The sequence below is a fragment of the Candidatus Nucleicultrix amoebiphila FS5 genome, from assembly GCF_002117145.1.
GTDB lineage: Bacteria > Pseudomonadota > Alphaproteobacteria > Caedimonadales > Nucleicultricaceae > Nucleicultrix > Nucleicultrix amoebiphila.
Genome location: NZ_CP008743.1, coordinates 877,708 through 892,209 on the forward strand (window position 1 = coordinate 877,708; position 14,502 = coordinate 892,209).

Annotated in this window: 15 protein-coding genes; 6 read left to right on the plus strand and 9 right to left on the minus strand. The window is 41.6% G+C overall.

Going from position 1 to position 14,502, the window contains the following annotated elements:
• Positions 1 to 2 precede the first annotated feature (2 nt).
• The 8 genes from ruvB to petA form a co-directional block, all read right to left on the minus strand.
• Positions 3 to 1,028: a Holliday junction branch migration DNA helicase RuvB gene (gene ruvB, locus GQ61_RS04260; RefSeq protein WP_085784127.1), complete on the minus strand. Its 1,026-nt coding sequence runs from the start codon at positions 1,026 to 1,028 to the stop codon at positions 3 to 5.
• 3 nt (positions 1,029 to 1,031) lie between these two features.
• Positions 1,032 to 1,646, minus strand: a complete 615-nt coding sequence (gene ruvA, locus GQ61_RS04265) for a Holliday junction branch migration protein RuvA (protein ID WP_085784128.1) — start codon at positions 1,644 to 1,646, stop codon at positions 1,032 to 1,034.
• Positions 1,643 to 2,149 (minus strand): crossover junction endodeoxyribonuclease RuvC, encoded by a 507-nt coding sequence (ruvC, locus tag GQ61_RS04270; RefSeq protein ID WP_085784129.1) that lies wholly within the window; start codon positions 2,147 to 2,149, stop codon positions 1,643 to 1,645. Before ruvC ends, ruvA begins: the two co-directional genes overlap by 4 nt.
• A 10-nt stretch (positions 2,150 to 2,159) precedes the next feature.
• Positions 2,160 to 2,909: a YebC/PmpR family DNA-binding transcriptional regulator gene (locus GQ61_RS04275; RefSeq protein WP_085784130.1), complete on the minus strand. Its 750-nt coding sequence runs from the start codon at positions 2,907 to 2,909 to the stop codon at positions 2,160 to 2,162.
• Between the two features lie 78 nt (positions 2,910 to 2,987).
• Positions 2,988 to 3,347, minus strand: coding sequence for a DUF4280 domain-containing protein (locus GQ61_RS04280; RefSeq protein WP_085784131.1), 360 nt, complete (start codon positions 3,345 to 3,347; stop codon positions 2,988 to 2,990).
• A gap of 35 nt (positions 3,348 to 3,382) precedes the next feature.
• On the minus strand, positions 3,383 to 4,135 hold the full coding sequence (locus GQ61_RS04285) for a cytochrome c1 (protein WP_085784132.1): 753 nt from the start codon (positions 4,133 to 4,135) through the stop codon (positions 3,383 to 3,385).
• Positions 4,132 to 5,301, minus strand: coding sequence for a cytochrome b (locus tag GQ61_RS04290; protein ID WP_232317349.1), 1,170 nt, complete (start codon positions 5,299 to 5,301; stop codon positions 4,132 to 4,134). The genes GQ61_RS04285 and GQ61_RS04290 overlap by 4 nt, the downstream gene beginning before the upstream one ends.
• Positions 5,302 to 5,399: 98 nt before the next feature.
• Positions 5,400 to 5,960, minus strand: a complete 561-nt coding sequence (petA, locus tag GQ61_RS04295; RefSeq protein WP_232317339.1) for a ubiquinol-cytochrome c reductase iron-sulfur subunit — start codon at positions 5,958 to 5,960, stop codon at positions 5,400 to 5,402.
• 138 nt (positions 5,961 to 6,098) lie between these two features.
• Here petA and GQ61_RS04300 point away from each other — a divergent pair, with 138 nt between their 5' ends.
• The 4 genes from GQ61_RS04300 to hemF are packed head-to-tail and all read left to right on the plus strand — an operon-like array spanning position 6,099 to position 9,136.
• Positions 6,099 to 7,130, plus strand: a complete 1,032-nt coding sequence (locus GQ61_RS04300; protein WP_085784135.1) for a metal-dependent hydrolase — start codon at positions 6,099 to 6,101, stop codon at positions 7,128 to 7,130.
• Complete coding sequence (locus GQ61_RS04305; protein WP_085784136.1) at positions 7,127 to 7,819, plus strand: M48 family metallopeptidase; 693 nt, start codon at positions 7,127 to 7,129, stop codon at positions 7,817 to 7,819. Before GQ61_RS04300 ends, GQ61_RS04305 begins: the two co-directional genes overlap by 4 nt.
• A gap of 11 nt (positions 7,820 to 7,830) precedes the next feature.
• Entirely contained in the window at positions 7,831 to 8,289 is a 459-nt protein-coding gene (locus GQ61_RS04310; protein ID WP_085784137.1) for a tRNA (cytidine(34)-2'-O)-methyltransferase, read from the plus strand.
• A gap of 13 nt (positions 8,290 to 8,302) precedes the next feature.
• Positions 8,303 to 9,136, plus strand: a complete 834-nt coding sequence (hemF, locus tag GQ61_RS04315; protein ID WP_085784138.1) for an oxygen-dependent coproporphyrinogen oxidase — start codon at positions 8,303 to 8,305, stop codon at positions 9,134 to 9,136.
• Between the two features lie 152 nt (positions 9,137 to 9,288).
• Here the strand turns inward: hemF and GQ61_RS04320 are convergent, their stop codons facing one another.
• Positions 9,289 to 10,314, minus strand: coding sequence for an oxidoreductase (locus tag GQ61_RS04320; RefSeq protein ID WP_198157416.1), 1,026 nt, complete (start codon positions 10,312 to 10,314; stop codon positions 9,289 to 9,291).
• Positions 10,315 to 10,699: 385 nt separating this feature from the next.
• Here GQ61_RS04320 and recA point away from each other — a divergent pair, with 385 nt between their 5' ends.
• Together recA and alaS are read left to right on the plus strand one after the other, a co-directional pair.
• The gene (gene recA / locus GQ61_RS04330; RefSeq protein ID WP_085784140.1) at positions 10,700 to 11,776 is read left to right on the plus strand and encodes a recombinase RecA; all 1,077 of its coding nucleotides are present in this window, start codon (positions 10,700 to 10,702) and stop codon (positions 11,774 to 11,776) included.
• Positions 11,777 to 11,816: 40 nt separating this feature from the next.
• Positions 11,817 to 14,474, plus strand: coding sequence for an alanine--tRNA ligase (gene alaS, locus GQ61_RS04335; protein WP_085784141.1), 2,658 nt, complete (start codon positions 11,817 to 11,819; stop codon positions 14,472 to 14,474).
• Positions 14,475 to 14,502 lie beyond the last annotated feature (28 nt).

The following is a 14,502-nucleotide window of genomic DNA, read 5'->3' on the forward strand; positions in this document are numbered from 1 at the left end:
ACTCATTCTAATGTATCGATTTGGACCGCGCCTTTATCAAAAGCTAGCCCAAGGTAAGAATATGCATCTTTCGTCAAAACTCGTCCTCTAGGAGTACGTTGAATAAACCCCTGCTGAATCAAATACGGCTCTATCACTTCTTCTAAACTATCTTTTTGCTCAGAAAGAAGAGCTGCCAATGTGTCTGCACCAACAGGACCACCCGAATATACAGTCGCAATACGCTCCAAGTAAAGCCTATCTAAACTATCTAATCCTCGCTTATCAACCCCCAATCTATTAAGGGCTTCATCTACGATAATTTTATCAATACTGGTCTTATTCAACACCTCTGCAAAATCCCGCACACGCTTTAATAAACGTCCAGCGATACGCGGTGTTCCACGAGATCGATTCGCTATTTCAACGACACCATCTTTTGTCATAGACAAATTAAGAATCCGAGCACCACGAGCAACAATGGTCTCTAATTCTTGAGGTGTATAAAAATCTAAACGTAAGGGAATGCCAAATCGATCTCTTAAAGGCGATGTCATCAATCCTGTACGAGTTGTTGCTGCTACCAATGTAAAAGGAGGAAGATCAATACGAATGGAACGAGCAGCGGGTCCTTCACCAATAATTAAATCGAGTTTAAAATCTTCCATCGCCGGATACAACACTTCTTCCACTGCCGGATTCAAACGATGTATTTCATCAATAAAAAGAACGTCTCGTGGCTGCAAATTCGTAAGAATCGCTGCAAGGTCTCCAGCCTTAGAAATAATAGGACCAGATGTGGCCCTAAAGCCAACTCCCAATTCGTGAGAAATAATCTGAGATAGAGTTGTTTTCCCTAAACCTGGAGGGCCAAAAAATAAAACGTGATCCAAGGCTTCCTGTCGTTTTTTGGCAGCTTCAATAAAGATTTTCAAATTTTGACAGACTTGTTCTTGACCAATAAAATCCTTAAGAGATATTGGACGGAGCGTATTCTCCCCAAAATCTTCATGAAGTGTTTCTGGCGTTATAAGACGTTGTGGTTGCAAATTTTATACCTTTGCCAATTTCGCAAGTCCAACCCGAACTAATTCTTCTACTGTACCATGCTCTGGATTTTTCTGAAGTGCAAATTGTACTGCTCTTTCAGCTTCAAAGTTTCGGTAACCAAGGTTAACAAGAGCTGAAACTGCATCTTGAAAAATATTATCAGCTTGAGAGCCCATCTTTTTGGTCAACGCAGGATGCATGTAAACAGGAGCCAAAGATTGCACTTTATCTTTCAATTCAGTCAGAAGCCGAGCTGCCAATTTTGGCCCAACACCATCGGCTCTTGAAAGAAATGTTTTGTCTTGGGAAGCAATCCCTTGAGCTAATTCAGCTGGTGTTCCAACGGAAAGAAGAGAAAGGGCAACTTTCATACCAACCCCTTGAACACTTAAAAGCATCCGAAACCAATCACGTTCTTCCAAGTCCCAAAATCCATAAAGATGCATAAAATCTTCACGTACGATCATGTCTGTGTGTAAAGCACATGCATGACCCATTTGAGGGATTTTATCGAGTGTTTTTGCAGAACAAAACACGTGATAGCCAACTCCCTGTACATCAAGCACAATAGCATTCTCGAATCTGTGTTCAACAACCCCTTTTAACTTGGTAATCATGCAACTGTTCCCCATCGTTCCTGAGTTTGCAAAAAGTGCCCATGACAGATTGCGACAGCCAAAGCATCAGCAGCATCAACCTCCTGACAATTACTTGTCGGCAAAAGTCTTCGCACCATCATCAGTACTTGATCTTTTTCAGCATGTCCTACTCCCACCACGGTTTTTTTTACACGATTAGCCGAATACTCGCCAACCCTTAATCCGAACTGAGCTGGCGCCAACATTACAACACCACGCGCCATACCAAGTTTTAACGTTGAAGTTGGGTTTTTGTTAACAAAAGTTTCCTCTACTGCTGCTTCACGGGGAGTATAACTCTGAAGAATGCTCATCAGCTTTTCGAATAAAAATTTCAATCTTTCACTAAAATCAAGATCTTTGGGGGGAGAGACCGTACCGTGAGCCACATGCTTTAAAGAATTTCCTTGGCATTCAATCACACCCCATCCTGTACGAATGAGCCCTGGATCAAAACCAATTATTCTTAAAGAATGTGACACCCTCTTATCCTTATTGGGTTAACTTCGTCAATATCGCCTCGTCAACCTCATAGTTTGCAGCAACAGTTTGTACATCATCATTATCTTCCAAGGCATCAATGAGCTTAAAAAGACCCTTTGCTGTTTCTTCATCTAAAGGAACACTTACATTTGGGCGCCAATCAAGCTTCGCCGCTTGAGGGTCGCCAAATTTTTTTTGTAAAGCCTCACGAACTGCATTCAATCTATCTGCAGCACACGTTATTGTATGCCCTTCTGAATCAGAAACGATATCTTCTGCTCCTGCTTCTAGGGCTTCCTCAAACATTTTCTCAGGAGTTGATACGGAAGCTGGGTACCGTATGAGCCCTATACGAGAAAATTGAAAACTTACACTATTTGTTTCGCCTAAATTTCCGCCAAACTTTGTAAACGCAGCTCGCACATCAGAAGCGGTTCGATTACGATTCTCTGTTAAGCATTCAACAATTAATGCTACTCCACCAGGCCCATACCCTTCATAGCGAATTTCCTGGTAATCAAGATCTTCATCTCCACCAGAAGCACGTTTAATTGCTCGCGTCACAGTATCTTTCGGCATGTTAGCTTCCCTTGCCGAAATGATAGCAGCTCTTAAGCGGGGATTCGAATCAGGATCGCTTCCACCTTCTTTTGCAGACACTGTAAGTTCTCGAATGATTTTTGTAAAAATCTTGGCACGTTTGGCATCTTGCGCGCCCTTACGATACATAATGTTTTTAAATTGGGAATGTCCAGCCATAGGTTTTCAACACTTAACTAAATTAGATTAAACTTTTCAAAAGATCCCAAAGTGAGAGGATACAGTCAAGGATGTTTCTTATTCTGCTTCCACAATTTCTTCACCTGCAGATTCTATGGTAATTTCGCCACCAAAAGAACACATTAGGACTGAATCACTTGTCAGAACAGCCGTTTCTCCTTCAAATTTTGTTGTCATAGAACCAATCAACCATTCACCTGCCGGTTCCATAGTACAATCTGCATCTGACTCTTCGATCGCACTTAAAATGGTACAAGTTCCAAAACCCTCAATATTTGCTCCAAACTCATTATCTGTCACAAGAGCAACAATTTCTCCAGTAACATTAATTGTTACAGCTTCGATAGCAAGTAGAGAACAAGAAGAAGACCCCATGTCACACTTGAGTTCAGCAGCTTCTACCACAACATTAGACATGCTTACTCCTTATTATTTAAGAGTTAAAAGCACTATTATTTTATATGACGACGTACCCTCCTCAAGGCAAAATACATCATTACAGAAAAAACTGACAAGTAAATCAGAACTTTAATGCCAAGACGTTTTCTTGCTTCCATTTCAGGTTCAGCAGCCCAAGATAAAAAAGTCACGACATCATCTGCCATCTGCTCAACAGTTGCTTTTGTTCCATCAGTATACGTTACGAGACCTTCTTTTAAGGGCTCAGCCATGGCAATCTGATTACCTTGGAAGTAAACGTTATAATGCATTCCAGGATTTAAAGTTACTCCAGCTGGAGGCTCTTTGAAGCCAACAAGTAACGCTTTTACATAATCAGCCCCACCATTACGTGCCTTGACAATCAGCGATAAATCAGGGGGATAGGCCCCATTGTTTGCTGCTCGAGCTGCTTTTTCATTAGGATAAGGTGAAACAAATGCATCTTGTGATTCAGCAGGGCGTGTTATCGATTCTCCTTCATCATTTAACGTGGGAACTTGATATTGCTTTGCTATGGCTTTGACTTCCCCATGAGAAAAACCAAGATCACGTAAATTGCGATAACTCACAAGATTCATGGAATGACACGTTGAACATACTTCTTTATAGACCTGAAAACCTCTTTGCAAAGCAGCGCGGTCAAAAGTACCAATGGGACTTTTAAAACTCCAGTCGTTTTTTGGTGGAGGAGTATGACCTTCTCCACGCACAAAAGAAGATATTCCGCAAAAGAGGAGGGTAAGAAAAACTGCTCTTAACTTCATTTGCCTCTCCCTTGCTTTTTAGCATAGGCTTCATCAATACTTTTTGGTAAAGGCAGCGGCTTTTCAAAGCGACTCAACACAGGCAATACAGCGAAGAAGTGGAAAAAATAATAGACCGTTGCCAAGCGTCCAATAAAAAGAGGCCAACCTTCTGGTAATTGAGATCCTACCCATCCCAAAGTTAAACAGGTCATAACAAAAACCCAGAATAACCATTTATAATAAGGTCTAAAATGCGCACTTCTGATGGGTGAACGATCTAGCCAAGGCACCACAAACAGCACCAAAACAGCGCTGAACATTAAAATGACCCCTCCCAATTTGCTTGGAACAGACCGCAAAATGGCATAAAAGGGAAGGAAATACCACTCAGGCACAATGTGTTGAGGTGTTACTAAGGGGTCTGCTGGAATATAATTATCAGGTTCGCCAAAAAAATTCGGCGCAAAAAATACGAAACCTGCCCATATTAACAAGAACACACCCAACCCAAAGCTATCTTTCAACGTATAATAAGGATGAAAAGGAATACTGTCTTTTGGTGTCTTTTTATCAATGCCTAAAGGATTATTCGAACCATGTTCATGGAGAGCAATCAAATGAAGCGCTACGACTGCAATAATTAAAAAGGGAATAAGGTAGTGCAAAACAAAAAACCTATTAAGCGTTGGGTTGTCGACTGACAATCCCCCCCAAAGCCAACTGACAATACTATCTCCAACAAGCGGAATCGCTGAAAATAAGTTAGTGATAACCTTTGCACCCCAGAAACTCATTTGTCCCCATGGAAGCACATACCCCATAAATGCTGTGGCCATCATCATCAAAAAAATCACAACTCCCAAAATCCAAAGCAACTCACGGGGAGCTTTATAGGAGCCGTAATAAAGACCTCTAAAAATGTGCAAATAGACCACAATAAAAAACATAGAAGCGCCGTTCATGTGAATATAGCGAATAAGCCAACCATAGTTTACATCACGCATAATACTCTCAACGCTACGAAACGCGTGGTCCACATGAGGGGTATAATGCATAGCTAAAAAAATGCCCGTCAAAATCATTATCACCAAAGTGATGCCTGCCAATGACCCCATATTCCAAAAATAATTTAAATTTTTAGGTGTCTTATATTCAACGAGATGCTTCTGCATAAAGCCGAACATCGGCAATCTATATTCAATCCAGTCGACAAGTGCTGCAGTTTTCGATTGCTTTTTTATGCCTTTTCTCGGTTTTGCACTCTTAGATTTTTTTATTGCCATTACACTGCCTCCTCACCGATACGGATAGAGTGATCGCTTAAAAATCTATAGTGAGGCACTTCAAGATTTTTAGGAGCGGGGCCTTTGCGAATACGTCCCGAGGTATCGTACTCAGAGCCATGACAGGGGCAAAACCAACCACCAAAATGGCCACGATTATCGCTGACTTTCTGACCAGAAGGAACGCAACCTAAGTGCGTACAAACCCCTATGACGACTAACCATTCGGGTTTTTGGACACGATCTTTATCAGCTTGAGGATCGACAAGTTCATTCATATTCACATTCACAGCCGCCTTTATTTCATCAGGGGTCCTGCGACGGATAAAAATTGGTTTTCCTTGCCACATTACAGTAATCGCTTGCCCCTCTTTAACTGGAGCCAGATTAACATCCACAGAGGCTACAGCAAGAGCATCTGCAGCTGGGTTCATACTATCAATCAACGTCCAAGTCGCCCCAGCAATGCCGACTCCACCCATGGCAGAGGAAGCTAAAATTAAAAAATCCCTACGAGATTTTTTATTGTTTTCAATTTTTTGTATCGTTGTTTTGGACACGTTCCCCTCAAAAAGTTTTGTTGAGTCTTTGTCTTGTTTGATCATAGAATGTAATCTGAATGCAGACTTGAGTAAATAGCAAGACGCTTTTTCTGCATATTTTATTTAAAAAAGCGTCTCAAACACATCAAGGATATTATGGATCCAATTACACACGGATTTCTTGGCAGTACGATTGCTCAAAGCTTCACTCCTCGTTCCCTAGGCCTTCGGTTGATTGTGGTCGGCGGTCTAGTCGCCATGCTCCCTGATGTTGATATTATCGCCGACCCCTTTGTCGGAACTCTTGAAGGTCTTTTTTATCATCGTTGGATAACCCACTCAATATTTTTTGGTCCTATTGTAGGACCTTTTTTGGGATTTCTTTTATGGAAAATTTATGGAAAAAAATACTCACATGAACGCAAACCATTTTATTTCTTTATCTGGAGTTTGATTCTTTCTTTAGCTCTCTTGAGTCATGCCTTTCTAGATTGCTCAACAAGTTACGGCACTCAGCTATTTTCTCCTTTCAGCACTACCAGAGTTGCTGGGGATGCAGTAGCCGTCATCGATCCATTTTACAGTATTATTGTTTTCATTGCCGTTGTTTCTGGAATCGTTGCTATCAAACGCAAAAAAATCTCTCTAGCGCGGGGATTAGCTGTATCAGCTTTGATCCTTTCAACACTCTATTTAGGGTACGGTTATTGGATGAATCAGAAGTCCATTGCCTTAGCCAAAGCTGACCCCTCCATGAGCACTTTTGAGATTTACTCTTACCCGACACTTCTTCAGCCTCACTTTCATCGTCTTATTGCTATAAAAGAGAACCAAAGTTGTATTGCGTATTTTAATATTCTCCATCCTCCTCAAAAAATAAATTGGTCATGTCAAAATCAAGCTTCTGACCCTGAAGTAAAATCATTAGAAAATACTCACCAAGGACAGCTTTTTATTTGGTTTGCCATGGGAAAAGTCTTGAGAAAAACCACAAGGTTAGAGAATGGCGACAAGTTGGTCAAAATTTTAGATTTGCGCTATGGACTCGATGAAAAACATGAGATGTGGGGAATAGAAGGTCTTTTTGATCAAACTGGCATCTTAAAAGGACAGATTAAACATTATCACAATCGTCCTCCTTTAGAATGGTCCTATGTTAAAACGACACTCAAGAGATTATTCTCATGATTCCAGAAGTATTAGATCATTGGCACCAAAAAGGCTTCCCTTTGGAACTCATGATTGCCCCTCATCCTCGCGCCAAACGATTAAAACTACAGTTTGATCAACGTCGTCAAAATTTTAAACTCACCACGCCAGTACGTATCAAACCTGCCAAAATTTTAGATTTCTTAAAAGACTGTGAGGTATGGATTAAAAGACAGTTAGCTCAACGTATAGAGCGTCCTGCGATTCCCCAGGACATCACTTTGTTTGGTCAAACGCTGCAATTAACATTTGCAAACAGAACGACGACGCATATTTGGGCAGATGAAAAAACACTTTATATATATGGACCTGAAGAACATCACCTTGAGAGTTTGAAGAAATGGCTCAAGCAACAAGCAAAAAGCTATTTCCACCATAATGTTACCCTTTTTGCTGAACAACTAAACGTTACTTTTCAAAAAATTAGCATTAGAGATTCCACAACTCGATGGGGGAGCTGTTCGTCTTCAGGCAATTTATCTTTTTCATGGCGCCTTATCCTAGCTCCTCTAGAAGTATCTCAATATGTTTGTGCACACGAAGTTGCTCATTTAAAGGAACTGAACCACAGTCATCGGTTTTGGCAATTGGTGAACACGCTGCACCCAAACCACAAACAATGTCGGCTTTGGCTCCGAAAAAACACCCCATCACTCTTTGCTTTTTAAGGTTTAATGCTATGAGACTCACCCTATTTCAACCTGAAATTCCTCAAAACACCGGCACTTTAATTCGTTTAGGAGCTTGTCTTAATGTACCCATTGATCTCATTGAACCCTGCGGTTTCGTGCTCACAGATAAAGGGTTAAAACGTGCAGGAATGGATTACATTGATTTAGCCGTCCTGAATCGTTACATATCGTGGAAAGACTTTATGGATAACAGACCTCTGGGACGTCTCATTTTTCTCACCCCAGAATCTCCTACCCCCTATCATTTATTTTCATTTAATCATAATGATACATTGCTTTTGGGAAGCGAAAGCACTGGCATTCCTCAAGAACTTTATTCTAATATGGATGCCACGGTGTCGATCCCCATGGTTCCGGAAAGACGCTCTTTAAACGTCGCCATTGCTGCGGCCATGGTTCTTGGTGAAGCCCTCAAGCAAACAAATTTATTCCCAAGGACCCTATAAAAGGAGAATAGAAATGCAAAAAAAACGCGCTCAAGAATGGTTTGAAAATCTTCAAGATCAAATTTGTTTAGCCTTTGAATCCATTGAACAAGAGCACGCGGCAAAACACCCAGGCTTAACTCCGGGACGCTTTGAAGAAACCAAGTGGCAACACCCGCAAGGGGGTGGCGGACGTATGCGTGTCATGCGCGGCAACGTTTTTGAAAAAGTCGGAGTCAATGCTTCAACAGTTCATGGAGAATTTTCAGAAGACTTCCGTCATGAAATCCCTGGAGCTGATCAAGATCCAAAATTTTGGGCGAGTGGTATTTCCCTTGTTTCCCACATGGCATCGCCAATCGTGCCTGCTGTTCACATGAATACACGCCACATCGTCACGTCAAAATCGTGGTTTGGAGGAGGCGCGGATCTGACGCCTTATGTTCCTTTCGAGGAAGACCGTAAAGAATTTCATGACGCTTTTCAAAGCGCCTGCGACAAACATCATCCAGACTATTACACAAAATATAAAAAATGGTGTGATGAGTATTTTTATCTTAAACATCGTCAAGAGCCTCGTGGCATTGGCGGTATTTTTTACGACTATCATAATTCAAATGATTGGGAGCATGATTTCGCCTTCACGCAAGATGTAGGCAAAGCCTTCCTCCACATTTACCCCAAACTTGTCAGACGACGCATGGAGTCGTCTTGGACACCAGAACAACGTCAACATCAACTTCAACGTCGTGGGCGTTATGTGGAGTTTAACTTACTCTATGATCGTGGAACACGCTTTGGTTTGATGACTGGAGGAAATGTAGAAGCGATCTTGATGTCTATGCCTCCTGAAGTCAAATGGCCATAAAAGCTGTTTTATTAAATTAAGACTGAAAGAAATAAAGTGGATGCGGTATAAAAACTCATCTTTCATAGTCTCTTCATTTATAGAAAATTCAGCTAAATCAAAAGTGCTTGAACAAGCTTGGAATTATGCATTCTCTCAAGAAAAGAGGCTTGTTAGTGGCACGCTTCAAGCAGAAGCATGACTTGATAGGCCTCCTCTGCAAGAATGGGCGGAGGAGAGTTATTATCAATGGCCTTAGCTAGGGATTTATAAAATGTTGCATAATTCCCAGGAATTGTAGGAACCCTGGTATGTCGTTTATTAACACTCAGGATACCATGATTCTCTTCCTTATCTTGACCCCAGGTTTTACAAAGAGGGATTCTTCCTGCAATCAGGTCTTGTTCTTGAGGGTCTATTCCATATTTCAAGAAACTTCCGTTTGTCCCATGAAGTTGATAGCGTGGCCCTGGACTATAAACGAGATTGCTAGCCTTTAGAATAACCCGCTTTGCTCCATACTTTAAAATTAAATGGACGTAGTCATCAGCAATGGCACCAGGCCTTTGTGTTATGATATCAGCATCAATAGCACTCGGCAGACCAAAAAGAGAGACGGCCTGATCGAGTAAATGAGAGCCTAAATCGTATAAAATTCCTGACCCAAGCCCTTCATTTTCTTTCCATCGTTGTGGATTAGGGAGCGGTCTATATCTGTGAAAGTGCGCTTCATATAAATAGATCTCGCCTAATACTTTTTCGGCGATGAGTTTTTTGATGGTTAAAAAGTCTCCATCCCATCGTCTATTGTGATAAACGGTTAGAATTCGTTTTTGACGCTGAGCGATTTTGATAAGATCTTGAGCTTCTTTAGAATGAATCGTAAAAGGCTTATCAATCACAACGTGTTTTCCAGCTTCAAGAGAGGCTTTAGCCAATTCATAATGAGTTGTATTAGGAGTAGCAATCACAATTAAATCTAAGGTTGGATCTTTAAGAACATTGGAAAAATCTGATTCAACCTGGGCTCTGGGAAGGGTTTCTTGAACTTTTTCAGCATTTGAGGAGACAACCCAGCATAAATTGTAGTCTTCAAGAACATTTAAAAAAGGCGCATGAAAAGTCCTTCCAGAGAATCCAAACCCTACAAGGGCAACATTTATTGGGAGCTTGATGTCCATATCCTTTGCCTCTTTCATTTTAAGAACAGCTTTTTCCTTAAATACCCACGGCTTCTTTTCTTTTTTGTTGTAGACCTTTTTTAAAGAAAATCACCAAGAAACTTTATTTTTGTAATATTTTGAATACCTAAGGTATACTTATTTAAAATTTTTTAAAGTAAATGTGTCATTACATCGTAGTTTTAATGATCTCGCTTCTTCGCATTATATTTCGTGATTCTTTCCTATTTTCAGACGTCTTGAGTCTTATATGCCCTAAACTCATATAAAGAAAATTTGCCAGTTGTTTTTTTGCAAGAAATGCTCTTAAGATGATTTCGATCACCATGGGGTGAGGATTATTTGCGCTTTCACTTTGCCCCATGTTAGGATGCCACCATCATAAAATTTAGGGTTCATATCAATGGATAAGCAAAAAGCATTAGAAGCCGCTTTAAGTCAAATCGAAAAGGCCTTTGGCAAAGGGTCAGTTATGCGTTTAGGTCAACAAAAAATTGAAGAGGTTCAAGCCATCCCAACCGGGTCTCTTGGCCTTGATATTGATTTAGGTATTGGGGGCCTTCCCATAGGTCGTATCATTGAAATTTTTGGCCCTGAAAGCTCGGGGAAGACAACTTTGGCGTTGCATGTCATCGCTGAAGCGCAAAAAACAGGGTGTACCTGTGCTTTTATTGATGCCGAGCATGCTTTAGACTCCGTTTATGCGGGTAAAGTTGGTGTCTCTGTCGATAGTCTGCTGATCTCTCAACCAGATTCGGGCGAGCAAGCTCTTGAAATTGCGGATACTCTTGTGCGATCAGGAAGCGTTGATGTTCTTGTTATCGACAGCGTTGCCGCTTTAGTTCCAAAAGCTGAACTCGAAGGCGAGATGGGAGATTCCCACATGGGATTACAAGCGCGCCTTATGAGTCAAGCTTTACGTAAATTGACAGGTTCCTGCAGCAAATCCAAATGCATGGTGATTTTTATCAACCAAATCCGTCACAAAATCGGTATTATGTTTGGCAACCCAGAAACAACCACGGGTGGTAATGCCCTAAAATTCTACGCCTCTGTAAGACTTGATATTCGTCGCGTTTCTGCCATCAAGAACCAAGAAGATGTGGTTGGCAGCCAAACCCGCGTTAAGGTCGTGAAAAATAAAGTAGCGCCTCCCTTCAAGGTCGTCGACTTTGACATCATGTATGGCGAAGGTATTTCTAAAGTCGGTGAACTCATTGATCTGGGCGTAAAGTATGAAATTCTTGAGAAATCAGGCTCTTGGTACTCTTACAAAGACCAGCGTATCGCCCAAGGACGTGAAGCAGCAAAGGTCTTTTTAAAAGAAAATGCTGAGATGGCTGTGGAAATTGAAAATGCGATTCTGCAAAAGGTGGGTTTACCGTCACGTGTTGGACATACTTCAGAACCTACAAAGTCTGAGAAAAAGTCTAAAAAGGATGGGCGCGATACGAAAACAGAAACGGATGCAGCTGCATAAACTTTTTAGAACTTACATAAAATAAAGCGTTTATAAATCTATGTGGACTACAGCGAAAACACGTCAATTCTTTTTGGATTATTTTTCCAGGAATGAGCATAAAATTGTTCCATCCAGTGGTCTCGTTCCTCGTAACGACCCAACCCTTCTCTTTACCAATGCGGGTATGGTGCAATTCAAAAATATTTTCACGGGTGCCGAAAAATCTTCATTTTCTCGAGCAGCCACCGCACAAAAATGCATTCGTGCCGGAGGTAAACACAATGACTTGGAAAATGTGGGGCATACAGCCCGCCATCATACATTCTTTGAGATGCTTGGTAACTTTTCTTTCGGCGATTATTTTAAAGATCGCGCCATTGAGCTTGCCTGGAATTTAGTAACAAAGGAATTTGGTATCGATGCAAAGCGTCTTTTAGTCACCGTTTATATTGACGATGACGAAGCTGCAAAACTATGGAAAAAAATTGCCGGTCTTAGCGACGATCGTATTTTACGTATTGCTGGATCCGACAATTTTTGGGCTATGGGTGAAACAGGTCCCTGTGGCCCCTGTTCTGAAATATTTTTCGACCATGGCGATAAAATTCAAGGCGGACCTCCAGGCACACCTGAAGCTGATGGAGATCGCTTCGTTGAGATTTGGAACCTAGTTTTTATGCAATATGAAGATGCAGCGGATACAGAAGGAGCGATCAAGCGTCTTTCTCTTCCCAAGCCTTCCATTGATACAGGCATGGGGCTTGAGCGTGTATCTGCCGTTCTGCAAGGTGTCCATGACAACTATGACATCGACCTCTTTAAAAATATTATTCAGGTTATTGCCGAAGAATCAAAAGTTGCCTATCAAGGTCCCCAAACGCCTTCTCACCGCGTTATTGCTGATCATCTACGTTCCACTTCTTTTTTAGTTGCTGAAGGTGTAACGCCTTCTAATGAAGGACGGGGCTATGTTTTAAGACGTATCATGCGTCGTGCTATGCGACACGCCTATTTGATGGGACAAGAAGAGCCCTTTATTTATCGTCTTGTGCCAACTTTGATCAATGAGATGGGAGAAGCCTATCCCGAGCTTACCCAAGCCCGAGCTTTTATCACTGAAACAATCAAGCTTGAGGAAGAACGGTTCTTAAAAACGTTAGGTCGCGGCTTAAAACTTCTTGAAGAAGAATCAAAAGGAATTGCTCAAAACGGCAGTCTTGCAGGTGCTATCGCCTTTAAACTCTATGATACGTATGGCTTTCCCATAGACTTAACAGAAGATGTCCTAAAATCACGCGGTATTTCAGTCGAAATGCAAGGCTACGAAAAAGCCATGGAGCATCAACGTCAAGAAGCCCGGGCAGCATGGGTTGGGTCTGGCGAACAAAAGACTGATCGCATTTGGTTTGATGTGTTTGAAAAAACTGGTCCTTCAGAATTTTTAGGGTACACAACCCATGAAGCTCAAGGGATTGTTCAAGCATTAGTTTTAGACAACAAAAGTGTCCCCCGCGCACAAAAAGGGGATATGGTCCATTTGATTTCTAATCAAACACCTTTCTATGCTGAATCTGGTGGTCAAGTTGGTGATACAGGCATTATCCTTAGTGAAAAAAAGGCTTCCTTTGAAGTCGTTGATACTTTTAAACGCGCCGATGGATTGTTTGTCCACAAGGGAATCGTTAAGGATGGTTCCTTTGAAATAAACGATACAGTAACACTTAAGGTTGATGCAGAGCGCCGAACGCTCCTGCGCTCTAATCATTCTGCCACTCACCTTTTGCATGCAGTTTTAAGGAAGCATTTGGGCACTCACGTTGTACAAAAAGGTTCTCTTGTTGCTCCCGACCGTTTGCGTTTTGATTTTAGTTATCCAACACCTCTGTCAAAGGATCTTCTGCAATCAATTGAAGACGAAGTTAATTTCCTCATTCGCCGTAACACGGATACCGTTACGCATGTTATGAGCCCAGAAGAGGCTCAACATTCTGGAGCCCTTGCCCTCTTTGGAGAAAAGTATGGAGAAACCGTACGTGTGGTTTTTATGGGGGCGGGAGATCAAGATAAGTCTTATTCTATTGAATTTTGTGGTGGCACCCACGTCCATCACACAGGTGATATTGGCTATTTCAAAATTATTTCAGAATCCGGCGTCGCAGCAGGCATAAGACGCATTGAAGCTTTAACTGGAAAAAGTGCAGAACAATTCATATCACAACGTCTTTCTATTCTCGATCACATCGCCACTTCCTTAAAAGTAACTCCCGATAAGATCATTGAGCGCATTGAAGCGCTCCGTGAAGAACAAAAAAAGCTTGAACGCTCTCTTAAAGAATTACGTGAAAAACGTGTTACAGGTGGCTCAGATGATGGTGATATCAAGATTATTGCAGGCATTAAATTAGTAAGTCATGTTAGCGATGAAACACCTGCGGGAGAATTAAAACCCATTGTTGACCAGCTCAAGAAAAAAGTTGGCTCTGGAGTTGTAGTTGTAGGGAGTAGTTTTGAAGGCAAAGCGTCGATTGTTGTAGGCATCACTGATGACCTCACCAGCAAGCTTGATGCTGTAAAATTTGTGAGACTTGTAGTACCGATCCTTGGTGGTAAAGGTGGAGGGGGGAGACCCGACCTGGCACAAGCTGGGGGTCCAGAAACGAGCAAAATTTCTACAGCAATCAGTGCAATCGAAAAAGCACTTGCAGAAGAAAAATAAGTCGAGTTCTTTATTTTCCTGTTGTGAC

What these genes read in the sequence shown, in the direction of transcription:
- ruvA (WP_085784128.1), bottom strand. Translation starts at nt 1,646, where the DNA reads ATGATTACCAAGTTAAAAGGGGTTGTTGAACACAGATTCGAGAATGCT.
- GQ61_RS04275 (WP_085784130.1), bottom strand. Translation starts at nt 2,909, where the DNA reads ATGGCTGGACATTCCCAATTTAAAAACATTATGTATCGTAAGGGCGCG.
- GQ61_RS04280 (WP_085784131.1), bottom strand. Translation starts at nt 3,347, where the DNA reads ATGTCTAATGTTGTGGTAGAAGCTGCTGAACTCAAGTGTGACATGGGG.
- GQ61_RS04285 (WP_085784132.1), bottom strand. Translation starts at nt 4,135, where the DNA reads ATGAAGTTAAGAGCAGTTTTTCTTACCCTCCTCTTTTGCGGAATATCT.
- GQ61_RS04290 (WP_232317349.1), bottom strand. Translation starts at nt 5,301, where the DNA reads ATGTTCGGCTTTATGCAGAAGCATCTCGTTGAATATAAGACACCTAAA.
- GQ61_RS04300 (WP_085784135.1), top strand. Translation starts at nt 6,099, where the DNA reads ATGGATCCAATTACACACGGATTTCTTGGCAGTACGATTGCTCAAAGC.
- GQ61_RS04305 (WP_085784136.1), top strand. Translation starts at nt 7,127, where the DNA reads ATGATTCCAGAAGTATTAGATCATTGGCACCAAAAAGGCTTCCCTTTG.
- GQ61_RS04310 (WP_085784137.1), top strand. Translation starts at nt 7,831, where the DNA reads ATGAGACTCACCCTATTTCAACCTGAAATTCCTCAAAACACCGGCACT.
- hemF (WP_085784138.1), top strand. Translation starts at nt 8,303, where the DNA reads ATGCAAAAAAAACGCGCTCAAGAATGGTTTGAAAATCTTCAAGATCAA.
- GQ61_RS04320 (WP_198157416.1), bottom strand. Translation starts at nt 10,314, where the DNA reads ATGAAAGAGGCAAAGGATATGGACATCAAGCTCCCAATAAATGTTGCC.
- recA (WP_085784140.1), top strand. Translation starts at nt 10,700, where the DNA reads ATGGATAAGCAAAAAGCATTAGAAGCCGCTTTAAGTCAAATCGAAAAG.
- alaS (WP_085784141.1), top strand. Translation starts at nt 11,817, where the DNA reads ATGTGGACTACAGCGAAAACACGTCAATTCTTTTTGGATTATTTTTCC.